Genomic DNA, 23,035 nt, shown 5'->3' with positions numbered 1-23,035 from the left:
AGCACCTCTGCCGACAACAGGGTGCCCCTGAGGTCCGATGCCTCTGTCACGAACTTCGTGAGCGCTTACCGACCAGCCCCTGAGCGCGCCGCTGAGGGGCCTCTTTACCTCTGACGGCCCGTTGCGCCCGCGAGAGCGAGTTGGGTATTAAATAGGTATTTAACGGCGCTCTCCGGGGCGGTTGGGGCTCACTCGCCGTCCCATGCCCGCGTCAGCCAGTCTTCCAGGGCCTCGAGGATGCCGTTTCGGTCCTCATCGGAAAGCCCGAGGAAGGGACGCGCCGGGATAGGCCCCCAGGGGATGGGGAAGAAGTAATCCTGGCTCTGCGGGCGCTTCTCGCTGGGTTTCGTGCGGCCCATGCGGGCGCCGAACTCCCCCTGCGCCGCGCCGAACTGCATGACCGCCGCATAGATGACGTTCGTGCCCCATTCGACACTGGTGGTGCCGGCGTAAGAGGTGATCTCGGACCGGAGCCTGTGCGAGGGGCCGAAGAGCGGGCGCGGATCGACGGGATCCCGGCGGCGCTCATAGGCGGCGATGGTGGTGGGAGACTTCGGCGCCCAGGGCGTGCCATCGGGGGCCGTGCCCGCCATGAAGCGGTCGCGGGTCGAGACCACCTGCGCCTCCCCGATATCCGCCATGACAGGCGTCATGTCCGTGACCGCCCGGGCCAGCCGGTCCAGCCCGTCCTGGATCTCGGTATCGTTGAAGTCGAGCGCGATCATGGTTACATTTCCTTCAGGTGATGACCTTGGAAATTCGGGTTCCAAGATGCCGTAAACCGCGCGAGCGGAGCGCTAGCACATGAGGGGTATCCCGGCCGTCCATCACCTGATTGCCCCATAGATCAGATCGAGAATGCCGCCGGCAACGCGGGCGGCCAGACTGGACGGGTTCGCCCGGTACGCGGAGACGATCGCGTTGAGCACGCGCGTGTCGCGGTTCTGGCGGAGTGTGTAATCGATCCGGACCGCGAGCTGCGGGCGGGCGTCCTGCGTGTCGTTCAGCACATAAACCAGGCTTCCCGTCCGGTTGTCGACGAACACAGCTGCAGGGTCTCTCAGGAGCCGGGGCAGCGCCTCCCATTGCTCGGGCGTGAGCGCGTCGCCCGCAGCCTCGTGCCGGGTCGCTTTCGGCCCGCGCAGAACACCCGGGCGCATGACGATCTCGCTCGATGCGGGCGCAAGGCCGCGCGCCCTGAGCGTCTCGATGAGCTGGGGGTCGAGGATGCCGGCGAGTGCGGGATCGTGGCTCAGCCCGGCGCGCGTCTGCGCGACCCAGAGCGGCCAGTGCCGGTCGATGACCGCGTGCAGGGAGCGTCCGTAATCCGCACCGATGGCCGGGGGCAGCGCGGCAATCTTGCGTGCCGCCATGGTGATCGTGTCGGCATTGCTCGCGCCCGGCGCATAGCCCCAGCCCGGGTCGATCCCTTCCGGCGCGCCGGTTCGCGGGTTGATCGCGTCCCAGCCATCGGGCGGCTCGACCTCCGGTTTGCCGCCTCTGCGCAGGGCCGCGCGCATGGTGTGGGCGCCGGCGATCCAGCAGCTGCAGCCCCAGCCGTTCGGGGGCGCCCAGACATCCCAGAAGGGATGGTCCGAGGGCAGGATCAGACCGTCGAGGGCAAGGTGGTGCTGGCGCGGCTCAAGCGATCCGCCGTGGCGGTAGATCCAGTAGCGGAACCCCGCCTCGCGCAGCTGCGCCATCCGCCCGGCCGCGTAGCTCGTGCGCATGTTGGTCTGGTAGATGACCCGCGTGCGCCAAGCCTCGCCCGAGCGGGTGCCTTCCCCGGTCCAGCCGTGCCAGCCATGCCGAACCACGAGCGCGCGAAAGTCGCGGCGGAACTCCTCAAGCCCGGTTCCCCGGGCCACGGCCCGGTCGATGGCCAGCGCGAGATCGGCCAGCAGATCGGCCTTGGTGGCGCCTGCGACGGCAAAGGCCCGATCATGCGCGGCCTGTGTCAGCTCGGCCCAGGTCCGCGTCGGCACGAGGGTGCCGAGCCGCAACCGGTAAGCCGCGACCTGCTCGGGAAACGGGCGCCGCAGAAACGCGCGCAAGGGCGCGTCAGGTGTCGTCATCGGCCTCGTCCGCTACCGCAACGCGACCGGCGAGATCGGCCGCAACCATGCCCTCTGTGAGGGCAGACGTGAGCCGTGCCGTGTCGAGCTGGGGCCACGCCCCCCACACCATCTCGCGCAATTCCTCCAGCGAGCCCGCCGCCTGCAGCATCGTGCCGATGGTCTCGATCATCGCGCCGATCTCCGGCTGCGCCCGGCCGGCCAGCGTCTCGGAGAGCATTTCAGACGGAGGCAGCGCGTCAGGTTGCGCCTGCTGCAGGGCGGTCTTGTCGGAGGGCAACGAAGGTTCGGGTGGCGTGGTACGCTCGGCCGGAGGCACCTGCGGCGGTTGGGAGGGCGGCTCTTTCTGGCCCAGAATGCGATCCTCGGGCTTGGGATCGCTCAAGCCGAACTTGTCGCGGATCTCGCTTTCCGACACGCGCAGGCCTAAAGGCACGAGCTGGCTCAGGCTGGTTGCGAGCTGCGTCAGATCCTCGGCCTCAGGCCGGGCGATCACAAGGCGGGGATAGCGCGGGCGCGGCCCCCATTCGAGCTGTACCCAGGTCCGGATGAGATCCTGGTTCAGGATGCCCGCGAGCGCTTTCGCATCGGCGCGCTCGATATCCTCCTGCACCTGTCGGTGCTCTTTCGAGACCGCATGGCCGCCCGAGACTGCGTCGGTCGTGGTGGTCTGGCCCAGCACCGCTTTCGAGATCTGCCGATCGAGCCAGTCGGCGCGGCGCTCGTAGAGATCGCTCGACGCCCCGATGGACTTCGCCTCAACGAACTCCATGGACATGCTTTCGGGAATGATCGCGCCGCAATCTCCGGCGATATTGGCAACCGCCCGGAACAGCGTCGCCTTGTCTTCTTCCGAAGCGCCTGCAGGCCATTTGCCAACGCGCACAGGCTGCCCATAGGTTTGCGTGAAGATCGCCCAGTCGCGCTGGGTGTAGCCCTTGAACATCCAGCCCCAGGCCGCGATCCGCGCGAGACCCGCGCGGATCGGTAGGCCGGACTTGGCGCGGAACTGCGCGTGGATGAACTTGCCAGCTGGAAGCTGTACTTCATCCCCGGTCTCGTTGATCATCATGGGTGTACGCAAATCGTGGCGCGCGGGCCGGAACCAGCGCGGGTCACGCCATTCCAGACGGCTTGGTCGCCATTGCCCCTCGGATGTATCCCACAGGATCTCGGTGAAGCTCACGCCCTTGCCGACGGCGTCGAGGATGTCAAAGAGTTCGTCCATCAGCTCGTCACGGGCGAGCCAGTCCCGGATCGCGTCGGCGATCTTCTGGTCGAGCGCATCCTCGCTTGCCGCTTCCACCGTGACATCGATCTGGCTTACCGAGCGTTTGCGGGTCGAGATCACGCCCAGGTAATGCGGGTCGCGCTCTTCGATCGCCTCGGCGAGTTCCAGATAGCGCAACGGGTGCCCGCCATCCGCTTCGCGCAGGATCTGCGCCAGCCGTACCGGAGTGAGCCCGTCCGCCGGATAGCCTGAGAGCGGTGAGCGCATCCCGCCCGTGGTGGCTGCGGCAATCTCGGTGGTGAGCCGCTTGCGTTCAAGCGGGCGGCCGTAACGATCGACGAGTCGGGTATCGCGTGCCATCAGTAAAGACCTCCCCTGAGCCGGGTGCCGAGGGGCGGTTTCCACCAGCCACGCTCGCCCGCATCTTCGCCGAGCCAGTGACCCGCCCGCAAACCGTCATTCCCGAACCGGGAATCCGGTACGGGAACGTAGCCAATCTCCACCCAGCGCATCCGGCTGGCAAAATGCGCGAGCGCCAGCGCGATGGCATAGTCGCCGTGGCGCCGCTTGCCGGTCTCGCCCTGGCGCACGGGCGGCACGCGGGGGATGCCCCGGATCAGCTTTACGGCGCGCAGGTCGCTCAGGAGCTGCTCGTCGCGGTGGATGGCGATCTGGGCGTCCTCGAAAGCGGATTTGAGGGGCGGCATCTGCAGGCGGTACCAGTCCTCGGTGAACTTGATCGCCCAGACGAGACCCGCGCTGTCCTCGCTCTCGCGCAGCCCGAACTTGCGCCCCATATCCTCAGCTACGGTCCAGCCCATGCCGGTGGCATCGAAGGCGGCGCCGACCAGCCGCGTACGCACCCGGTCAAGGATCAGGCCCACCACCAGCTTTTGTTCGGCGCCCGGCACGTTGCGCATTTCAACGGCGAGTTTCTCAACCCGTTTAAGTCGGGCTTCAATGGCCAGAAGCGAGCAGACGGAAAGGTCCGCAACCCGGCCGAAGTCGAAGCCGAAGGCATAATGTGGGTCAAGATCAATGCCACCGAGCGCCTCTTCGAGTTCCTCCAGGAAGGGGGCCAGAAGGGCCGACTGATCGGCCTTGGGCCGCTGCATGAAATCGGGCGGCAGCTCGAGGCGCAGCACCGGGCGGTCCACTGTCATGCGCGCCTCGATGAGCGGACCGGGCAGCCACGCGCCCGACGAGGCCGAGGGGATGCAGAACAGCTCTTCATCCGCGCCCTCACCATAGAAGGCGACGATCTTTGCCCGCCATTCCGCCTCGCCCTCGGGCGTCCAGTCCTCACCCTTCACCAGGCAGATGCGCTGATAGAGACCGTCGCGCAGCGCCGCGTCGAAGTCGATACGCAGATGCTTGTAGGGCACGCGCCCGGCGAGGATCTCCTGGATCGTCTGGTTGAACGGGTTGTCCACACCGTCATGCGTCGAGCATACGACGACCTGACCGCCCCACATCAGGAACGCCATCGCCGCCTTGATGAGTTCGGCAAGGCTGTCGACGAAGGCCGCCTCGTCGATGATCACCACGCCCTGCTTGCCGCGCAGGCCGCGCGGGGCCGAGGACAGCGCCAGCACCTCGAAGCCCGAGGCAAAGCGGATGCGGAAGGCCTGGATCGATTTGTCGCCGTCCTCGTCGCCCTGATCGAACAGGAATTCCTCGGCCTCACCGGCCGCGAGGTTGAAGGCGCGCGCCCACATGGCGCAGGCATCAATGAACTCGCGGGTCATCTCGCGCGAGTAGGAGATGTACATGACGTCCATCCCGCCCGCGACGCGCTGGCGCGCGGCGCGCAGGACGGCATAGGCGGCAAGGCCCCAGGTCAGGCCGATCCGGCGCGACTTCTCGATGAAGAGCGCCGAGCAGTCGCGCACGCTGTCGAGAAGCGAGACGGCCTGCGCCTGATACGGCAACAGCACCTTGGGCAGGCCCACGGCATTGATCACGCCTGGCATCGCCGCGCTCGCCTCCCGGCGCTGGCGGGCCCATTCCTCTTCGGTGATCGGAGCGGTCATCGGCGACACCCCAAAGTTGTGAGGTCCTGCTGATTCGCGCAATACTCGACTGAGCGAATCAGTTGGGCACCACGGAGGAACTGGTGGATTTCGAGAGCTTGACCGGAACGGTCAGTGCGGCCAGTGAAGTGAGCACCGCAACCGGACAAATTGCCAAAGGCATCATTTCGGTAACGGACCTTTTCCAAAAGTCTCAGGCGGCCGCTGATGCTGACATCAAGCTTGCCCTGAGTGAGCTCACTCTGCATGCGGCCAACGCACAGGTCGCGAACGCAGATTTGAAGCTTCGGCTTTCGGCGCTTCAACAGGAACTGCTTGATGCGCAGGCATTCAAAGCAGAACTCGAACGGTATGAATTGTGGGAAACGCCAACCCGTGCGGTCGTGCTGCGGCTTAAGAGCGAAAAGCAAGAAGGCGAGTTGATGCACTACCTTTGCCCCAACTGTATTGAGACGAAAAGAAAGACTATCCTTCAGGGCGATGCCACGTATCGAATGTGCCCAAACTGCAGGACGGTTTATTCTTTCGACCCACTGAAATCGAACGCACGCCGTACTTGAGAAAGAAGTGACCCGCTGAGGAGGCGGACAAATACCTGTCATTGTGCGGGGAGCGAAATCCTGGGGGCACATGTCACGATCATCGACGATGTCGTCTAGACGCGGCGGTTGCCGTCCTCGGTAGCCTTCATCGACTTGCAGAACGCCACGACTAATTTCTGATCCCAGGCGACCTGCTATCTTTTTGAAACTCTGCAATACTTTGGTCACACAGCTACCCCGAGGATCTGCGATTTGATCGCTTCCGTGGTCTCGGCGGTAAGGCCCTTGGCGCGGGCGACGGTCTGGACGGCATCCTCGACGCGCGTCTGGAAGTCCGCCTCGGCCTTGCGGCGCCGGTCGGTCGAGATCGATTGCGCCTGCACCGCCTGCTTGAAGGCCGCGGCCAGCTGCATGACGCTCTTGGCGTCGATTTCGTCCTCGTCGGTCTCCGACAGCATGGTCAGCACCAGCGCCTTCACCGTCTCGGCCGTCATCACCGTCAGGTTGTCGGCATCGGCCGGGTCGAACTTCTCCGCCAGCGTCGAGACGATGGCCTTCGTCTGATCGAGCCGGCGCGTGAGGCGCGCGAGCCGCATCGAGTAGCGGTTGAACGAGCTGAAGGCCGGGATGGAGAACTCGAGCTCGCCCCGGTGCTCGCGCATCAGTTCCTCGCAGCGTGTCACGAACTCGGCGTAGATATCGGTCTGCGTGCGCTCGCGGTCCGAGAGCTCCTGCGCGGCCCAGGCAATGATCCCATCGGCCTCGGGCGGCATCAGGTCGAACGACGACAGGCGGCCACGGCCGCGCGGGGATTGGGTCATGTCACGCTCCCGGTCGGGAGGGACGCTGCACGCCTTCGATGGCGATCTCGCGCAAGACGTGCCTCGCGCCCTTGGCGCTGAGCGTCGCCACGAGAAGCGTGCCGGCCTGCGTTGTGACGATCGCCCCCATCTCACCCAGCCAGCGCAGCTCGTCATGCACCCACGCCCGGTCCTTGCGGATCCCGAAGCGCTGCAGTTCCAGAACCAGGAAGTCGCTGTTGAGCGTCTCGTCGACCTGCTCGGCCAGCGCCTTCAGGATGATGAGCCGCGCCTGTTCGCGGATCAGCTTGGCCATATCCATGGCTTACCTCTTCGATTGCTGCAGCAGCAGCTCCTGCATCCGCTCGGCGATGGCGGCGACGGGCTGAAGCCGCTGGCCCATGATCCCCAGCTCGCCTTCCATGCGAGACAGCGACAGCTCGATCTTGTGCAGATCGCCCGTCGAGGGCAGCGTCCGCAGGGTCTGCTCGACGCCGCTGATCCGGCTGTCATGGCGCGCAAGGCGGGCCTCGTGCTCGTCGAGCCGCACCTTGTTCGCGCGCGATCCCGAGGCGATCAGCCCGTAGACCGACAGCCCGAAGTTCAACAGAAGCGAGAGCGCGCCCACCCAGGCGATGAGCGGCGAGAGCGTCAGGGTCTCGGTCACGGCGTGCCCCCTCGGGTGACGCGCACCCAGTCCTTGACGGTGTGCCCGCCCATATAGAGCGCGGCATAGATCCCGGTCACCGAGAGCAGCACACCCGGATCGATCGGCGGCAGCGCAATGCGCCAGACGGCGTTTGCGATATGCAACAGCACCACGTTCCACAGCCACAGGAAGGCGAGGAGCCACATGAAGGCCGGCCGCCACGCCCAGCCCCACCACGGGCCACGCTGCTCGGCCATCAGGAGCGCGGTCTGCGCTTCGAGCGCCGAGGCATGGAGCGCGATCAGCTCGGGCATGTCGGCTTCGGTCTCGCGCAGGGCGTCGATGACGCGGCCCTCATCGGTCTGGGCCAGCACCTCGGCCTCGGCGGGGGAGACGCCCAGTCTGCGGGCGACGGCGTCGATCACTTCGGTGATCAGCCGGGCATTGCCCGAGCCGAGGCGTTGCGAGAGAACCCGGCCGACGAGGGGGACGCCGATCTGCAGGGCAAGGGCCGTCAGGCTGCTGCTCATTTGATACTCCTGAGGAAGGCCGCGACGCGCGGCAGGCGGGCCTGGAGCTTGGCCGCGAGGATGTCGCGGTAGGTCCAGGCGAGATAGGCTGCGAGAAGCCCCCCGAGCGCGAGCGCCACGGGGCCGGTCCACGCCAACGGGAGATCGTGGGGCAGCACGTTTGTGGCGGTTTCCGCGCCGCCGCCGGCGACGAGCCCGCCGCCCACCAGCGACTTGCCGCGCGCGTCGATCGAGCGCTGCAGCGTCGACAGCGTCGCGCGCCCGAGGATGCCGTCCACGGTCAGGTCGTGATCGGTTTGGAACTGGCGGACCGCGTCAACGGCGATGCCGCGCGTGTCCTCGCCGACCGCGTAGCCGCGCGCCTTCAGGGCATCGCGCGCGGCCCTCACCTCGTCGCGCGACAGATCGAGCGTCACGCGGGCCAGCCCGCGCGGGGCCTTGGCCCGCAAGGGCACACCATAGTCGCGGTACTGGATGAGATCGGCCTCGGCCTTGCGGCGCCGCACGAGGCCGGGCAGCACCTTGCCCCCGCCCTTGTTCCACCGCGCCAGCCGCTCCCGCATCGCGGCCATGTTGCCGCTGGCACAAGCCTGCACCCAGCTCGCGCGCTCGATGGCGCCGGTGTTCCAGTGAAACGAGATCGCGCCGTCGAACTCATGCTGCTCGGCGCCGGGCATGGCCCGGTTGACGGCAGGCTCATAGCGCGTGCGCAGCGCCTCGGCCATGAGCCGCGAGGCTTCCTCGGCGGTGATCACCATCCCCGGCCCGGGATCCACGACGCCCGACGCGGCCGTCAGCCCGGCGCCGATCGTCCAGATCCCGACCGGGTCGCGATAAGCGCGCAGCACCACGCCCTCGAACCGCTCGTTGAACGCAATTCCCCGCTCGCTCGTGCGCATGCTCGTCTCCTGTCGATACCACGACAGGATGACGGGTTAGGGTGCCGGGAAATACGCACTACGGTTTGTGGGGGGATGGGCGGGCGTTCGTTCAGGGTGCCCGAATGGTTCACTTCAAGCCCAATGAGTACCTCCAACGCGTCCAGTATGATTGGCGACCGAGACACCAATCGACACCCGAGCATTTGCGGTCTTGAGAGGATAACCTCCTGAGGCAGGACATTTTTTTGCCGCAGTTCGGCGTCACACCAATGGTATCATCAAGGTTGCATCGTGTGAAATCGATGCCTCAGGGAAGGTAAGTAGGTTGCAAGAGCTCCTGATCAGCTTCGTCTATGGTCTCGGTCTCATGGGAATTGCAGGCATTTCTTATGGGGTGATCCATCGGTGGACCCGTGATAGCACAATAAAGTCGATGCTCATTGGCATGGTCTTTGGCGTGATAGCCATTTTGGCTATGGTGAATCCGATCAACCTGGCAGATGGCATCATTCTGGATGCGCGCGCCGTCATCGTTGGTCTTGCATCGGCTTTCGGGGGACTACCGGCGACCATTGTCTCAGGTCTTCTGGTTGGGCAGTTCCGGATGTACCTTGGCGGATCGGGCGCGGTTCCGGGTGCTGTGGGCATCCTACTGAGTGCTGGCCTTGGCTTTGCGTGGCACTGGTTCATTCTAAGTAAGTCACCCGTTACCATTCGTCAGTTGCTAGGATTGGGTGCTTTACTCTCGCTGCATTCTGTAACGCTGTTGATGCTGCCTTTGTCGCTCGCGCAAGAGTTGTTCTCAACGGTCGTCCCCGTCCTAACAGTGAGCTGCATCGTCGGGGCCTTGGTTATGGGGCTCATCATTGATCGGGAACGGCGCTACATCCGAACAGAAAAGTTCTGGCGGGAGACGGCTGAGACCGACAGCCTCACCGGCTTGCCTAACCGGCGCTCCTTCATGGATCGCGTAATGCTTGAGCCGTATCCGGGAAAAACAAGGCAGTACGGTGCAGTCATGCTCATCGACATCGATCATTTCAAAAAGGTTAACGACACGCTTGGGCATGATGCAGGTGACATAGCCCTGCGTCGTGTTGCCGATGCTCTCTTTACTACCGCAGACGGCCAAGACTTTGTTTGTCGCCTCGGAGGAGAAGAGTTTGCCGTTTACTTGGAACACACTGCATTGGACGGTATTCATGATCGAGCTGAGGACTACCGCGCCGCGATTGAGCGGCAACTGATCCGATACGGCAAGAAAACGATTCCGCTCACCGTCAGCATCGGCGTTGCGTATTGGTGCGACGCGCTCGAAACTGACATAATCGATGTTCTTCAAAGGGCAGACGCGGCTCTTTATTCGGCAAAAGCCAGTGGCCGAAATCGCGTCGCGATTAGTGGGGAGCATCTTGCAAACCAGACAGTGTCTGCTTGACAAGGACATAAATATTTGGAGGTGAAAGCCCCGCATGAGCCAGAAACGGTGGCTCACATACAGCGGCACTCTCTCGAACGGTTGCTAATAACGCTGCTACATCCGTTTCGCGGAGCTTTCACAGCAACGACCTTAAGCTTTCTCCAAGCGCCAAGCGGGCAATCGAATGATCGCGGTCGTCTGGTCTGGTTCAGCTCTTACCTCAAAATCCCCGCCATGTAGCTCAACCAGCTTGCGGGTCAGCGGTAGACCGAGGCCGAGCCCCCCACGAGTATCCCGGTGGTCAATATTGCCGCCGACCACGAAGGGTTCGTAGAGCTTGGCCAGTTCCACATGCTCACTCAGATTGCCGCTGTCGGCCACCCAGAGTTCAAGATTACCGTCTTCATCCGTCCCGCAACCGACAGTGATTTTCTCGCCGCCATGGTTGACCGCATTGAGGGTCAGCGCATCCAGGGCGACTTCGATCTGGTCAGGGTCCACGAACACAGGAACATTGAGAGCGCTTCCTGAAACTGCAACGCTTTTCAGTGTGCCATCCGCCCCGGGGAGCTGTAGATCCCTGACCATCTCGAACAGGTCACTGGTTTGGCACTGTTGCTCGTTCAAGCGTAATTCTCCGGTCGAGGCATCGCTGAAGGCGATGACCGATTCAATAAGGTGCATCAAGTGTTCTGCGGATTTCTTCGCCGACTGAGTGAGCTTCGGTGCACTGGGGCTTTGAGGCATCGCCTCAAGGATCTGCAAGCTGCCGAGTAGGATTGTCAGCGGCGCCCGCAACTCATGGCCGATCAGTGTGATGAACGTGGATTTTGCAACGCTATCATCTTCAAGTTTCGCCGGTTTGGGAGGCAGAGCTTCAAGAGCCGTAACCACGGCCCGGCCCAGATCGGTGAGGATCGCCATTGTTGCCTCGCTCGGCGGGTCGTGCGGGACGAGATCAAGCCCGCAGAGGCTACCAAACCGGTGCCCCGATGAGAGCACCAGCGGCACGCCCGCGTAAAAGCGCGCACCTGGTCCGCCTTCGGCGACCATAGGATGTTGCTTGAAGCGCGGGTCCTTGCTGAGATCGGGGACAACGAGAGGGTCGTCCGACATGATGGTATGCGTGCAGAAACTGTTGTTCTTGGGCATGCGATCCAGCTCGATCCCCACCACGGCCTTGTACCATTGCGTCTCGTCTTCAATGACGCTGATATGGGCGATGGGGCAATTCAGGAGCTTTCTTGCGGCCTCAGATATGGCTTCGAACAAAGCTGTGTTTGCTTCGGTCAGACCGGGAACTGCGAAGACCGATCTCAGACGGGCTTCTTCGTTAAAGGGGATCGGATAGGTTCTCGAAATCACTTTGCGTCCTGTTACTGAGCATACTGATCATTTCGCTCGACGAACTAGCGCACAAAGGTCTTTCGTCTAGAACAACCGCATCTGCCGGTCATCGCCCCAGCGCTGACCGACCTCGTCCTTCAGCCACTTCCTGACCGACACGTCCGTCGCGTGAAGCTTCCGCGCGATCTCGGGCACGCGCAGTCCCTCGGTGCGGAACACCCGCGCGAGCCAGGGCTTGGCGGTGGGAACGCGGCGGGGGACGCCGGCCATACCGAGCGCCATGACCGACTCGGCCCCGATGAGGGCCGCAGCGGGCGCGCGCGCGGCGACGGCGGGCTTCATCGGGAAGTAGACCTCGGAGCCCCCGAACTCCAGAATGAAGGCGACCGCACCCTCGTGGCCGAGGATGCGGACATAGGGCTCGACATGAGCCGGGGGGCGAGGCCAGTTGCTCACCGCTCGAGTTCGATCCCGTTGCGGCGGCACATGGCCTTGAGCGCATCGATCAGGTCGGCGATCTGGCTCCAGTCGCGCAGCATGTCGATATCGGCGGGCACGCTGCCCCAGCTCGCGCCGAACCGCGCGCGGATGAAGGCGTTGAGGCCCGCGCGGCCGGGTTGCTTGAGGGCGCCGGCCTCGCCGAGCAAGGTCCAGAGCTTGTGCGCAAAGCGCAGATCGGCGCGGGGCGCGCCCTTGTGGCCGGGCTTTTTCGCGGGCTTGAAGCCTCGGTTCTCCAGCGCCTTCAACACCGCCTTCAACTCGGGCTCGCTCATCGCCGTCAGGCTGTCCTTGCCGGTCACTTGACGCTGCAGGGCATGCCGGGTCTCGGTGTCGAGACCGAGCTGCCGGCAGCCCACATGCACCTTGCGGATCAGGGGCGAGGCCATCAGATCCTCCGAGGAATGGGGATCACGCGCCCGTCCGGGGCAACCGTGCCCAGCACGGGAAGGTCCTGAACGGGAGCCACGAGGTCCACCGGCTTCGCCCGCTTCTCGCGGTTTAGGATCTTCGCGCGGATTTCGCCCTTGAGATGGCCCTCGATCGCGAGCGCCGCCGTTGCGGCGAGATCAAGGACCGACACCGCGAAGTCGCGGTTGCCGAGCCTGAGGAAGAGGATGTCGCCCTCCGCGCTCGTGCGGACGGGGCAGGGGGCGCCGAGGATCTCGAAGCGCACCAGCTCGTGCAGGATGCGGGGCACCTCGGCGCCGGTGACCTCGTAGACCGGGGCCTCGATCAGGGAAATCTGTTCCGCCATGACCGGCCCCTCAGGCTTTCGCCAGGTCGATGGTGACGGCCTGCCACGGGGCCTCTGAGGTCTCGCGGCGGTAGAGGCGGACATAGGTCTTCGAGCCGACCACCCGCATCGCGTCGCGGATCGCGCGCATCGCCTCTTTCCAGCGCGCATCCTCGATCTCGAGCCGCAGTAGCATGAAGATCTCCGAGCGGTTGATCTGGCCGGCCTTGTCGGTGTTGAAGGCGCGCGTGACGATGGCGCGGATCTCGGCCCGGGCCTCGGCCGCCCATTCGTTCAGGCATTCGTCGACCAGTTCCTTGGCGATCTGCAGCTGCGGGCCGAAGTCGATATGATCGGCGACCTGCACACTGATCTTCCAGAGCCCGTCGAAGGACAGGAAGGTCTTGTTGCCCTTCGCCCCGCCCTTGGACGCGCCGTATTCCTGCGCGAGCACGGCCTCGAACTCGCCGAGATCGGCGAAGGTGTTGCCCTTGAAGCGGGCGACCTGTTCCGACAGCGCCACGCCGTAGCCCGCGATCTTGCGCACCGTCTCGTCTTCGAGAAGGGCTGCGGCGTCGATCAGCTCGACGGGGACCAGCTTGCCCTTGGCGTCGGGCATGTAATCCTTGCCCGCGACCGAGACGCGGCCATCGGGAATGGGAAGGGGGCGATGCTCAGACATCGGAGGCTCCTTTCTTGGGGGCGGTGAGGGCACCGGGCGGCACGATGCGGCCCAGAAGAATGACGGCCGCCATGGCGGCGACCTCGTCGCAGGTGACGAGCGTGGCGCCGCGCTCGCCCAGCAGATCGACCTTGGCCGCACCGCGCGCGGCGAGGCGGATCATCTGGTCGTCGCTCCAACGGGCGGGATCAGCCATGCTCGCCTCCCCGGAACCGGGGACACATCTGGCAGGCGCGGTACATGCGCACGCGCAGGGTGTTGGTGTTCTGGAAGCTCCGCGCCTTCACGCGCCAGTCGTGGCATTCGTGCAGCGGCAGCACGCCGAGCGAGGGGCAGTTGACGGTCTCCGAGAGCAGATGCCCGCGCACCAGTTCTTCGACGGCCTGCATGCTGCCCGTGTAGCGGTTGCGCAGGACATTCGAGACCAGCGCGGCGGAGCGGTCGAGACGCGCTGCGACCTTGTTCTGGCTGGTCTCGCCACAGGCCTTGGCCAGCGCCTCGATCCAGTCGGGCAGGGGGGCGCCCCAATGCGTGCGGGCGATATCGAGGGGCGAGGTCACTGGGCGCCTCCGTTGGGCAGATGGGTGAAGGCGTCGAGATTGGGGTCCCAGATCGCGCGGACACGGCGCTCGCGCGGCGGGCGCGGACCTGTGTCGCGGATGAGCCGGTAAATCGCCTCGCGCTTGCCGGGCACGGCCGTGCGCAGGACGCGCAGATAGCCCGAGCGCACCAGCATCTGGCAAAAGGCCCGCGCGGCCTCGAGGCTGACTTCCAGCACCTCGGTCGAGGAATGCGCGGCGATATCGACCGCGGTGAAGGGCGCGCGGAAGGCGCGCATCGCCCGCCACATATTGCCCTGCGGCGTTTGCTTGGCCGGCGCCGGCGCGGCGGGCACCGGGCGCGTCTCGCCCTGCACCCGGTAGCGTTCAGTCGTACCGCCCTGCTTGCCGAGTGCCTCGACTGAACCGGCGCGGACCCAGCGGCGGATCCAGGTGCCGGCCGTATCGACGCCGATCTGCGCGGCCTCGGCCAGCGCCTTGCGGTCGAACTCGACGAGGCGACCGGCGGCCGACCAGGCGACCTGCTGCAGGATGTCCTTCTCGTCGCGCATCAAGCAGCCCCCGCGATCTCGGAGCGGCGGGGCGTCGGCGCGGTGCCGGTATAGAGGCGACGCAGATCCACATCCCCGCGCCCCATGGCGGTGACGCCCAGAAGCTGGGCGCGCTCATGCACCTGCGCGAGGTTGACGCAGACCCGGCGGGTCGAGCCGTGCGAGAGGCGCAGAAGATCCGCCTTCAGTTCGGGCGCAAGGTCGATCCCCGGCGCGTAGATCCCGGTCAGGTGATTGAGATCGCCCATATCGGCGGGCAGTGCCGCGATCCAGTCGAGCATCCGGCCATGAACCCGCTCCCATTCCTTGAGCTTCTGCGGCAGCAGTTCCTCACCGATCAGGATCGTCGGCGCCTGGCTGCCCTCGTAGATATCCCGCACAATCTCGACCATGCGGCGCGCGACCAGGTGATCGGCCTCGTCGATGATCAGAGGCACGCCGCGCAGGGTCAGCTCGGCGGCGATCTTGTCCACCATGTCGGCGGTGTTGCCCTTGGGCACGAGCCCCAGCTCCACGAGGATCGCCGAGCAGAGGTTCTTCTTCGTCCAGGCGCTCTTGCATTGCACCAGCACCGCCTGGAAGCGGTTGGCCGCATAGATCGCCGCCGTCGATTTGCCGAAGCCGGAGAAGCCGTAGAAACAGGCCATGCCGGGCAAGCCGATCGCGCGGTTGTTCACTCGCTCGATCAGCGCCGTGAGGGCTGCGACGTTCCGAAGCGGAGCAACACTGTTGTAAAGGCGTTGTTCGTCTGCCATCGTTTTTTCTCCTAACCCCTCGCCGCCGGTGGGTTTTGCAACCAACCCCCCGGCGGTGGTTTTTTCATCCGAAGTATGCGTCGCCAAAATCGGCCCACATCGCCCGCTCGGCGCGGTACTCGGCCGTCGACTGGTAGCCCCTGAGCCACCTTCGCTGCTCGTCGGTGAGCGCGTCGCCCGCCTCGGCTGAGCGCTCCAGTTCCAGCGCGCGGCGGAACCGTTCGCGCGGCACTTCCTCGGCGGGTTTCGGGGCGCGCTTGGCCGCGAGATCGACGGCGATGACCCGTTGCTCGGCCTGCACCTCGGGCGTGATCGGCGCGGGCGCCGGATTGCGCGGCGCGGTGGGCTGGACCAGCTTGACGACCTTCGCCTCGGGCGCCGGCATCGGATCGCCGGGCGCGGTCTCGTCGAGCGCCCGCCCCAGTTCCAGCGTCGTGAGCGTGCGGTACTTCCGAAGCGCCTCTTTTTCGGCGCGCATCCAGTCCTTGCGGGCGCGGTTGTGCTCGCGCGCGGCTTCAAGCGACAGGAACCCGCCCTTCATCAGGCAGTCGGCCGCGCCAAGATAGCGGTTGTCGAAACTGTAGACGTGGACGCCTGCATGCAGGTCGGCCGGATCAAACCGCACCACCATACGCTTGCCCGCATGCTCGTGCAGCCACGTCGCCCAATACTCGTTGCCAAGGAAGGTGATCTTGGCGTTGACCCGGTTGACCGTCAGGCCCTTCGCGCCCATCAGCCAGAGCCGCCGCTGCGCCTCGGTGGCCTTGCGGATCGGCGCTTTCTCGTAGCTCTCGGCGAAGACCTCGGCAAAGCTGCGTCCCCACGCGACCTCGGACCGGCGGCCCTGCCGCATGTTGTGTTCTTCGATCCCCTCGGCGACGACCTTGAGGAAGGTGTCGAAGGGCACGGCCTTGCTGGCATAGTTCTCGGGCTTGGCCTCGGGCTTGTTGCCCGTCCAGGCGCCGGCAAAGCGCGGATCCTTGGCGATGGCGTCGCACATATCGCGGAAGGCGCGCTCGATCGGCTTCGACTGACCGGCATAGGGCGTGGCCCAATGGATCTCGCAGCCGAGCGCGGTGAAGAGACCTGGGATATCGGCCTCCAGCGCCTTGAACCGGTTTCGCGTCTCGGCCCGACCGGTCACCGCCTTCGCGGCGAACTCGCGGCCGTTGTCGAGGAGGACGTGTTCGGGGATGCCCCAGTCTTCGATCATGTCGCCGGCGGCCAGCAGCACATCGTCGGCATTCGCGGTGAGCGCGAGGCGCCAGGACAGAACCCGCCCGGAATAGACGTCCTGATAGGCCACCATCTGGGGCCGCACCGGCGTGTCGCTGCCGGGCCAGGCCACGAAGACATCGAAGCGGTGATAGTCGGCATTGACGACTTCCAGCGCATGGAGCGCGGTCTTGTCGCGGCGCTGGGGCGGGTACATCCGCTTCAGGGCATCGATCCCCATCCGGGCCAGCACCTGGCTGGGCTGGCTGACCCGCGCGTCGAGATACCGGCGCATGGTGCGCTCAGGCGCCGTGGCCCAGCCCTGCGCCTTTGCCGCCCGCTCGGCGCGGCGGTAGCACGACGAGAAGGAGGGGCGCTCAAGGCGCAGGTAATCCGAGACGAGCCAGTCATAGAAGTCTTCGTCGAACTCGGCGCGGATCACCTTGCGCGGCGCCGCGCGATGCTTCGGCGCGAGGTGCGGCAGCCGGTCATCGGGCCTCACGCCCTCGACGAGGCCCAGCCAGTTCCACAACGTGCGCGGGCTCACGCCCTTGAGCTTGGCCACTTCGCGCACGGCGAGATCGCGGCCGAGCTGGAACTCCAGCGCTTCGACCGACTGTACGCAGCCGAGCCGTTGGCGGGCCTTTGCCTGCACCGCCTCGGGCAGTCCCTCGAACCACTCCCATGCCTGCCCCCGGCTGACCGCGCCGGCACCGACCGGCGTCGCAACCTCGGCCAACAGCGCCTTGCGCGCGGCCAGCGGCAGGGCACTCCAATGATACTCCCACCCACCCCCGCGACCGGTGCGCCGCCGCGCAACACCGGCATTGGCGCGCAGGTTCACGCGCTTGATCCAGCGCTCGACGCTCTGCTGAGTGGTGGGCACATCGGGCAGCATGGCATCGGCCAGATCGTTAGCCGTCCACCAGAGCTTTGCGGGGGCGAGGTGGGTCATTCCGGCGCACCTTCGTAGAGAAGGGCGGCCAGCTCGTCACCATGATCGCGGCAGAACCGGCGCCGGGCCTCTTTGGGCGCGCGGGACCACGCGGTTTTGAGGGCCTTCAACGCCGCTTCAACGGGGTCTTCAACCGACCCGACAGCCTCGTCAGACAGTGCGAGGGCGCGACGTGCGTCGGCGGCGGACTTCGCGCGGCCCTCGGCAAGCGCTTCCACCACCTCGTAACGGTCGGTCGGCTCGTTGATCTTGGCGATCTCGGCCAGATCCTTGAGCGTGATCGGGCGCGGGGCCTTGCGCAGCAGGGCCACGTCGCGCGGATCGAGGCGGGTTCCGGCGGCAATCAAGCGGCGCACATGTCGATCCGTCATGCCGAACTTCTCGGCCGTAGCGACGGCAAAGGATGCGACGGACATCGTGTCCGCCGCATCCCAGCGCCGCGCTGCCAGTGCGGCGCCCGTGGATGCCTTCGCCTCCGGATGCAGCTTCTCATAGACGCGCTTGCGCTCGGCCAGGAACAGCGCCGTGTCGAGCGGGTTCAGCTCGGCCCCGGCGATGTTGTCGTCGATCTCCATCAGCCGCGACCAGTCGTCGGTGACGTCGGTCCAGACCTTGGCCTCGACCTCCTCCCAGCCCAAGCGACGCGCAGCCTCGAGCCGGTGGCCTCCAGCAATGAGGAAGAGCTGGCCGTTCTTCTTCTGGCGAACATGAATGGCGTCCTTCATCACGCCGATCTCGCCGATCGAGGCGAGCAGGCTCTCGACGCCCGCCTCCGACACCGGACGCAAACGCCCGGTGCACTGCACGTCGGCGACCTTCACCCGGTCCATCTTGAGAAGTCTCGGTTCTGCCATGGTCAGGCCCCCGACGAGCGGCGCGGTTTGCGCCCGTCGCTCGCGCCCAGATAGCCATACGAAGCCAGCGCATCGTCACGGGTCCGGCAGCGCGTGCAGAGGCGGTTGTGGATGCCCTCGCTTTCAAAAGGCGTGCCGCAGCACAGGCACGGCCGTTCGCCGATCTTGCGCTTCGCGTTCCACGCCGCTTGCAGGGTCTGGCAGGCGCAGCGGGCGTCGGCCAGGGACCCGGGGTCGTGCGTCATTCTCCCATCGGGATCGAAGACCGCATGCCCCTTGCCGGGTACATACTCAACACGGAAGCGGGCCTGCGTAGGTGCTGGCTGGGTCCAGTCCTTCATTGCAGCACCGCCCCGGCCGCGAGGCCGATCCACAGAGCTCCGAAGAGGCACAACGCACCGATCAGGTCGCCCAGCCAATGGTCGTCGAGCGCTTTGAGCGCACGTATGAAGCGCATCATGCGTTCATCTCCTTCTTCTTCTGAGGGCGGGGAATGTCCGAGGGCCATTCGAGATCGGACGGCCAGTTCTCGTCGAACCAAGAGAGGACGCGGGCGGCGCGACGAAGGGTGCAGCTCGCCCCTCGCTTCAGGTCCGGGAAAAACTTCCCGTCAGTAGCGGCGTAGGTTGAGACCGTCGAAAGCGTCAGCCCCCGGTGTGCGGCAAAAGCTTCCGCTAGGGCTACCAGTGTGTCGGTTCTCATTCCGCCCGCCTCCTTGGAGAATTCTCCGATAATATAGGCGGAGAAATCTCCGATAGTCAACGGCGCACTTTTTCGGTATTTTCTCCGAATCGTGGAACATGCCGAACGAGCCTTTGCCGAACGTGTTGCCCAGCGCCTTGAGGAGCTGGGCACAAACCCGTTTGCTTTCGAGCGAGCACACGGCCTGCCTACTGACGCGGTTCGGAGTATTCTCAGGGGCGCAAAGAAGTCAGGTACGACCCTGAATAAGGCCCGTGAGATCTGTGAAGCTCTGGATCTTGAGTTCTACATCGGTCCAAGGCGGAACATCGCGCCTCAAGCGGCGACGGTTGTCGCTGGCGAGCAGTTCGCGACCGTAGCGCGGTACGAAGCCGAAGGCGCGGCCGGGAATGGGATGATTAACCTGGACGCCCCGCCGATCGACCACCTAGCCTTCTCGAAGCGCTGGCTCGAACAGAACGGGATCAGCGCCGGCGACAGCGTTCTGATCAACGTGCGCGGCGACAGCATGGAGCCGAGCATCTACGACGGTGACCTAGTCATGATCGACCGCCGGAAAACCCACATCCGCTCCGGCCGGATCTACGCCGTCCGCGAGAGCGACAGCCTGCGCATCAAGCGCCTCGAGCTGATCCCCGACGCAGCCATCATCCTGCGCAGCGACAACCCGAAGTACCCGCCCGAGCACCGGATAGGTGAGGCGATGAACGACATCAGCCTTGGGGTTATCGGTGAGGTGGTGTGGTCAGGTCATAAATGGGGATGAGAGCCAGAGGGTTTCGGCCCTAGCCTGCCGTTTTTGGATCTTTTGCTGCGGCTCAGCTTCTTCCTTGCCGGTTGCCCAAGACCTAGTGAAGTATGTGTTGGCGACGGAAATGCTGGCCGCCGGGTAGCGCCTAGCATGGATGCACTGAATGGTCGTTCAAATTGGATGTTAGGGCATCGCTTTCAAACCGAAAGCTGCTCGAGGTCCAACTCCATCTGGATAAGCAAGCCGGAATCGGTTGGCAAGAAATTCACTTGGCCCTTAAACTGGCCCTCGATCGTTGTCCTGATCAAACGGCTCCCGAAGCCCGACCCCGATACCATACCTGTGGTCGGTGTGGAGCTCTCCTCGGTCCAAACGATGGCAAGAACAGGCCCGGAAACTGTCCAGCGTATAGAGAGGCGGCCGCCCGCCTGGCGCAGCGCGCCATATTTGGCGGCGTTAGTCGCAAGTTCGTGCAATACAAGTGCCATGCCGGTGATCGCCCGTTCTCCGAGCTGGATTTGCGGCCCTTCACCTAGGCTCGCATCAACGAGATCTTCGCCCAGATGCGGCGCCAAGATCTGGTCGATGAGATCGCTGAGCGACACTCGGCCCGCTGTGATGGAACCTTGTCCGCTGAACCGGATCAAGCTGTGGGCGCGTGCTAGCGCCTGAACGCGCCCCCTTATGGCCGCGGCCATCTCAGTAGGCGTCTCGCTTTTGCGTGCAGCCATTGATACGATGCCGCTGACTAGTGCGAACAGGTTTTTCACCCGGTGGTTCAACTCGTCGAGGAGCAATTGGCGACTTTCGTCGGCCATCTTGATAGCATGAATGTCTGTGCAGGTTCCGAACCACCGAACAATTTGGCCGCTCTCGTTACGCACGCATTGGGCGCGTCCGATCACCCAACGATACTCTCCAGAATGATGCCGCAGGCGATACTCGATGTGGTAGGGTTTGCCGGTTGCAAGGCTTTCGCCCCAAACGGCCATTGTGTGTTCCTGATCGTCGGGATGAAACACGCCCTTCCATCCCTCACCGTCGGTAGAGCCTGGCGGAACCCCTGTGAAGTCGTACCATCGATCGTTAAAATAGTCGTGGTACCCGTCTGACCGTGTGGACCAGATCATCTGGTCGATCGAGTTCACGATCGCATGGTATTTTTGCTCGCTGTCGCGCGCGGCCGTGAGCGCGCGCATGGTCTCGGTAACGTCAGTCGCTTGGACAAAGATGCCTTGCCGAGCTCCGGCTTCATCAAAAATCGGCTGAAACACGAAATCGACGTGTCGCAGTTCAGTAATGCCGCTCCGGTTGAGCGTTACAGGTACGGCGCGCCCAACATGGGATTCACCAGTGCTGTAGACCTGATCGAGCAGATCCGTGAATCCTTGAGCGACCACCTCCGGCAGCGCCTCTTTGACGGGCTTGCCTAGAATATCCTCCTTCCCGACAAGTTCTAGGTAAGCCGGATTCGCAATGTCGAACACATGGTCAGGGCCCCGAAGGATGGCAATGGCGCCAGGGGCCTGCCGAAACATTCTCGAAAGGCGGGAGACTTCTTGCGCGGCGTTGAGACGTGCCTGAACGACTTGTGTCGTTTCGTTACCTTGATTGAATATCCCGGCTATGCGGTTGTCTTCTCCCCGGATCGCGGTGAAGCTGTAGTTCCAATAGGTTTCCTGAACGCTCCCGGCACGCTCCATAGGCAACATTTGATCGTAGGCCGAGAAACCTTCTCCGGTCTCAAGAACCTTCGCGAATTGCGGTCCCACCACCTCCCAGATGTCGTCCCAGACCTCAGCCGCAGGGCGGCCAAGCGCCCAGGGGTGCCGCTCTGCCGGGATTGGAGACCAAGCGTCATTGTAGAGTAACCGAAGCTCAGGGCCCCAGTAGACTGCTGTCGGGAAGCTGGAATTGAGGCAGATGGACAGCGCTGACCGGAGCGATTGCGGCCATGTCTCTGGTGGACCGAGAGGATTGGACGTCCAATCCTTGTCCCGGATGAGCTGCCCCATCTTACCACCACCGTCCAGAAATGCTCCGGCCGCGATCTGACGCATCATACTTCCCCCGACATGCCCCGAGTGAGATGCTCCAAATCGCATCATGGGCCATGTCGTGGCATGAGACGAATAACTCGAAGGAGCAAGTTTCAAGGCGTCTTGTACAGGAGATCGTCATGAAAGGTGAATAGTCGAAAAACGCCTACGTCTCCGCAGTGTGAAAGTACACTTGGACAACGGATTGCTCCGGAACCCTATCGGACATTTCACGGTGATGGATGACAGATGAAGCAAAAAACCGGCGGCATTTGGCCCTAGACGCAACGCCGATTGCCGGTTCATCGTGGAGGCTTCGAGCATTTACCCGCTCGCCCGCCGTAACCGGGCGAAAGCCACCGAGCCCAGGGCTGCCGACGAGATCTACGCCCGTGAATCCTCCCCCTTCCGTACCTCACTCTGACTGCTTCAGCTCATTCAGCGCCGACATGCCGATAGCCGCAGCCAGTACAGCGTCCACTTCGTCGAGGTAGCTTTCCCACATCGCCTTTCCCTCGAACCGCGTGTCCGGAGGATGCCCGTGCAACTTGCACAAGGCTCTCGCCGCGCGTTCCCTAGGAGGCTTGCTGAGCTCGGTCATGCGGAAGCTTCTCTCGACTGGCCGCGATTCGGCAAGTTCGGCGATTGGCAAGTTGAGGGAAAAAATCGCGTGTATGTTCCGAGACACTTTTCGCTGGCGCCCACATTCCTTTCTTCAAGTGTATTCAACGCGTTGCGCCGAACTTACACGCTGAACATCGAACATACCGCTTGCGTGTAGGTTCCGATTTTTTCCAAGAGGCGGAGCTCTTAAGAAAACCTTTGAAATCAGTGTTTAAGGCCGGTTCAATCGATCTGTGAAAGCATGCCTTGGAGGTCGCGCAAGCCATCGAGAAGCCGGTTTCTGCAAGTTTCGCCCAGCGCGTCTCACGTCCCGCGCTCTGCCTGCAATCTTATGAAAAATCTAACTTTTCTCGCCTCTTCCCGCGCTTTCCCACCTAATCCCGCTTCTCTGCAAGACTTCCTGTCAACACACACACAGAAAAAAGTTCGCCCGCGATCTTGAATGGCCACTGGACGTCCCCACCTATGTGAATGTAAATAACATTTACACTTGCAACCAAGGAGACCTCACATGACCACCGCGACCGTGACTTCGTGGCCCCGAAACGCCGAAAGCTGGCTCGATGAGCGCGGCAAGGGGGCGTGGATCGCGGCGATGATTGTCG

At 64.2% G+C, this 23,035-nt stretch carries 28 protein-coding genes; 3 read left to right on the top strand and 25 right to left on the bottom strand.

Annotated features, from left to right (window positions below; all coding sequences use genetic code 11):
- Positions 1–188 precede the first annotated feature (188 nt).
- From ACEQXV_RS11375 to ACEQXV_RS11360, 4 genes are all read right to left on the bottom strand, one after another.
- Positions 189–725: a phage virion morphogenesis protein gene (locus tag ACEQXV_RS11375; RefSeq protein ID WP_370269228.1), complete on the bottom strand. Its 537-nt coding sequence runs from the start codon at positions 723–725 to the stop codon at positions 189–191.
- 102 nt (positions 726–827) lie between these two features.
- A complete protein-coding gene (locus ACEQXV_RS11370; RefSeq protein WP_370269227.1) occupies positions 828–2,075 on the bottom strand; it encodes a phage minor head protein in 1,248 nt (415 codons plus the stop codon).
- Positions 2,062–3,666, bottom strand: a complete 1,605-nt coding sequence (locus ACEQXV_RS11365) for a DUF935 domain-containing protein (RefSeq protein WP_370269226.1) — start codon at positions 3,664–3,666, stop codon at positions 2,062–2,064. Before ACEQXV_RS11365 ends, ACEQXV_RS11370 begins: the two co-directional genes overlap by 14 nt.
- A complete protein-coding gene (locus ACEQXV_RS11360; RefSeq protein ID WP_370269225.1) occupies positions 3,666–5,339 on the bottom strand; it encodes a hypothetical protein in 1,674 nt (557 codons plus the stop codon). Before ACEQXV_RS11360 ends, ACEQXV_RS11365 begins: the two co-directional genes overlap by 1 nt.
- An 83-nt stretch (positions 5,340–5,422) precedes the next feature.
- On the opposite strand from ACEQXV_RS11360, the gene ACEQXV_RS11355 reads away from it, so the two are divergent.
- Positions 5,423–5,899, top strand: coding sequence for a hypothetical protein (locus ACEQXV_RS11355; RefSeq protein WP_370269223.1), 477 nt, complete (start codon positions 5,423–5,425; stop codon positions 5,897–5,899).
- Between the two features lie 206 nt (positions 5,900–6,105).
- On the opposite strand, the gene ACEQXV_RS11350 is transcribed toward ACEQXV_RS11355, so the two are convergent.
- The 5 genes from ACEQXV_RS11350 to ACEQXV_RS11330 are packed head-to-tail and all read right to left on the bottom strand — an operon-like array spanning position 6,106 to position 8,759.
- Positions 6,106–6,702, bottom strand: a complete 597-nt coding sequence (locus ACEQXV_RS11350) for a DUF3486 family protein (protein ID WP_370269222.1) — start codon at positions 6,700–6,702, stop codon at positions 6,106–6,108.
- Between the two features lies 1 nt (position 6,703).
- Positions 6,704–7,003, bottom strand: a complete 300-nt coding sequence (locus ACEQXV_RS11345; protein WP_370269221.1) for a hypothetical protein — start codon at positions 7,001–7,003, stop codon at positions 6,704–6,706.
- Positions 7,004–7,006: 3 nt separating this feature from the next.
- A complete protein-coding gene (locus ACEQXV_RS11340) occupies positions 7,007–7,348 on the bottom strand; it encodes a DUF2730 family protein (RefSeq protein ID WP_370269220.1) in 342 nt (113 codons plus the stop codon).
- Positions 7,345–7,860, bottom strand: coding sequence for a hypothetical protein (locus tag ACEQXV_RS11335; RefSeq protein ID WP_370269218.1), 516 nt, complete (start codon positions 7,858–7,860; stop codon positions 7,345–7,347). The genes ACEQXV_RS11340 and ACEQXV_RS11335 overlap by 4 nt, the downstream gene beginning before the upstream one ends.
- Entirely contained in the window at positions 7,857–8,759 is a 903-nt protein-coding gene (locus ACEQXV_RS11330; protein WP_370269217.1) for a glycoside hydrolase family protein, read from the bottom strand. Before ACEQXV_RS11330 ends, ACEQXV_RS11335 begins: the two co-directional genes overlap by 4 nt.
- 307 nt (positions 8,760–9,066) lie before the next feature.
- Here ACEQXV_RS11330 and ACEQXV_RS11325 point away from each other — a divergent pair, with 307 nt between their 5' ends.
- Positions 9,067–10,179: a diguanylate cyclase gene (locus ACEQXV_RS11325; protein ID WP_370269216.1), complete on the top strand. Its 1,113-nt coding sequence runs from the start codon at positions 9,067–9,069 to the stop codon at positions 10,177–10,179.
- 132 nt (positions 10,180–10,311) lie between these two features.
- Here ACEQXV_RS11325 and ACEQXV_RS11320 read toward each other — a convergent pair whose 3' ends face one another.
- From ACEQXV_RS11320 to ACEQXV_RS11255, 14 genes are all read right to left on the bottom strand, one after another.
- On the bottom strand, positions 10,312–11,526 hold the full coding sequence (locus ACEQXV_RS11320; protein WP_370269215.1) for an ATP-binding protein: 1,215 nt from the start codon (positions 11,524–11,526) through the stop codon (positions 10,312–10,314).
- A gap of 66 nt (positions 11,527–11,592) precedes the next feature.
- On the bottom strand, positions 11,593–11,964 hold the full coding sequence (locus ACEQXV_RS11315; RefSeq protein ID WP_370269213.1) for a helix-turn-helix domain-containing protein: 372 nt from the start codon (positions 11,962–11,964) through the stop codon (positions 11,593–11,595).
- Entirely contained in the window at positions 11,961–12,395 is a 435-nt protein-coding gene (locus ACEQXV_RS11310) for a gp16 family protein (protein WP_370269212.1), read from the bottom strand. Before ACEQXV_RS11310 ends, ACEQXV_RS11315 begins: the two co-directional genes overlap by 4 nt.
- On the bottom strand, positions 12,395–12,763 hold the full coding sequence (locus tag ACEQXV_RS11305; protein WP_370269211.1) for a hypothetical protein: 369 nt from the start codon (positions 12,761–12,763) through the stop codon (positions 12,395–12,397). Before ACEQXV_RS11305 ends, ACEQXV_RS11310 begins: the two co-directional genes overlap by 1 nt.
- A gap of 10 nt (positions 12,764–12,773) precedes the next feature.
- On the bottom strand, positions 12,774–13,424 hold the full coding sequence (locus ACEQXV_RS11300; RefSeq protein WP_370269210.1) for a DUF3164 family protein: 651 nt from the start codon (positions 13,422–13,424) through the stop codon (positions 12,774–12,776).
- Positions 13,417–13,620, bottom strand: a complete 204-nt coding sequence (locus ACEQXV_RS11295) for a hypothetical protein (protein ID WP_370269208.1) — start codon at positions 13,618–13,620, stop codon at positions 13,417–13,419. Before ACEQXV_RS11295 ends, ACEQXV_RS11300 begins: the two co-directional genes overlap by 8 nt.
- The gene (locus tag ACEQXV_RS11290) at positions 13,613–13,984 is read right to left on the bottom strand and encodes a hypothetical protein (protein WP_370269207.1); all 372 of its coding nucleotides are present in this window, start codon (positions 13,982–13,984) and stop codon (positions 13,613–13,615) included. Before ACEQXV_RS11290 ends, ACEQXV_RS11295 begins: the two co-directional genes overlap by 8 nt.
- Positions 13,981–14,535: a hypothetical protein gene (locus ACEQXV_RS11285; protein ID WP_370269206.1), complete on the bottom strand. Its 555-nt coding sequence runs from the start codon at positions 14,533–14,535 to the stop codon at positions 13,981–13,983. The genes ACEQXV_RS11290 and ACEQXV_RS11285 overlap by 4 nt, the downstream gene beginning before the upstream one ends.
- Positions 14,535–15,290, bottom strand: a complete 756-nt coding sequence (locus ACEQXV_RS11280) for an AAA family ATPase (RefSeq protein ID WP_370269204.1) — start codon at positions 15,288–15,290, stop codon at positions 14,535–14,537. Before ACEQXV_RS11280 ends, ACEQXV_RS11285 begins: the two co-directional genes overlap by 1 nt.
- 64 nt (positions 15,291–15,354) lie before the next feature.
- Positions 15,355–17,460 carry a transposase domain-containing protein gene (locus tag ACEQXV_RS11275; protein WP_370269203.1) on the bottom strand — a complete coding sequence of 702 codons (2,106 nt, stop codon included), beginning with the start codon at positions 17,458–17,460 and terminating at the stop codon, positions 15,355–15,357.
- Positions 17,457–18,290, bottom strand: coding sequence for a ParB/RepB/Spo0J family partition protein (locus tag ACEQXV_RS11270; protein ID WP_370269202.1), 834 nt, complete (start codon positions 18,288–18,290; stop codon positions 17,457–17,459). Before ACEQXV_RS11270 ends, ACEQXV_RS11275 begins: the two co-directional genes overlap by 4 nt.
- Positions 18,291–18,316: 26 nt before the next feature.
- Positions 18,317–18,655, bottom strand: coding sequence for a hypothetical protein (locus tag ACEQXV_RS11265; RefSeq protein WP_370269200.1), 339 nt, complete (start codon positions 18,653–18,655; stop codon positions 18,317–18,319).
- Positions 18,652–18,774, bottom strand: coding sequence for a hypothetical protein (locus tag ACEQXV_RS11260; RefSeq protein WP_370269198.1), 123 nt, complete (start codon positions 18,772–18,774; stop codon positions 18,652–18,654). Before ACEQXV_RS11260 ends, ACEQXV_RS11265 begins: the two co-directional genes overlap by 4 nt.
- Positions 18,771–19,016: a hypothetical protein gene (locus ACEQXV_RS11255; protein WP_370269197.1), complete on the bottom strand. Its 246-nt coding sequence runs from the start codon at positions 19,014–19,016 to the stop codon at positions 18,771–18,773. The genes ACEQXV_RS11260 and ACEQXV_RS11255 overlap by 4 nt, the downstream gene beginning before the upstream one ends.
- Before the next feature lie 91 nt (positions 19,017–19,107).
- Here ACEQXV_RS11255 and ACEQXV_RS11250 point away from each other — a divergent pair, with 91 nt between their 5' ends.
- Positions 19,108–19,782 carry a helix-turn-helix transcriptional regulator gene (locus ACEQXV_RS11250; RefSeq protein WP_370269196.1) on the top strand — a complete coding sequence of 225 codons (675 nt, stop codon included), beginning with the start codon at positions 19,108–19,110 and terminating at the stop codon, positions 19,780–19,782.
- A gap of 182 nt (positions 19,783–19,964) precedes the next feature.
- Here ACEQXV_RS11250 and ACEQXV_RS11245 read toward each other — a convergent pair whose 3' ends face one another.
- Together ACEQXV_RS11245 and ACEQXV_RS11240 are read right to left on the bottom strand one after the other, a co-directional pair.
- Entirely contained in the window at positions 19,965–21,830 is a 1,866-nt protein-coding gene (locus tag ACEQXV_RS11245) for a sensor histidine kinase (protein WP_372525692.1), read from the bottom strand.
- A gap of 391 nt (positions 21,831–22,221) precedes the next feature.
- The gene (locus ACEQXV_RS11240) at positions 22,222–22,407 is read right to left on the bottom strand and encodes a hypothetical protein (protein ID WP_370269193.1); all 186 of its coding nucleotides are present in this window, start codon (positions 22,405–22,407) and stop codon (positions 22,222–22,224) included.
- Positions 22,408–23,035 lie beyond the last annotated feature (628 nt).

Origin of the sequence: Nioella sp. (genome assembly GCF_964229645.1) — a bacterium.
In the GTDB taxonomy this organism is placed as follows: domain Bacteria; phylum Pseudomonadota; class Alphaproteobacteria; order Rhodobacterales; family Rhodobacteraceae; genus Nioella.
The sequence above is the reverse complement of the archived record's forward strand: the minus strand, read 5'-3'. Positions and strand labels throughout refer to the sequence as shown.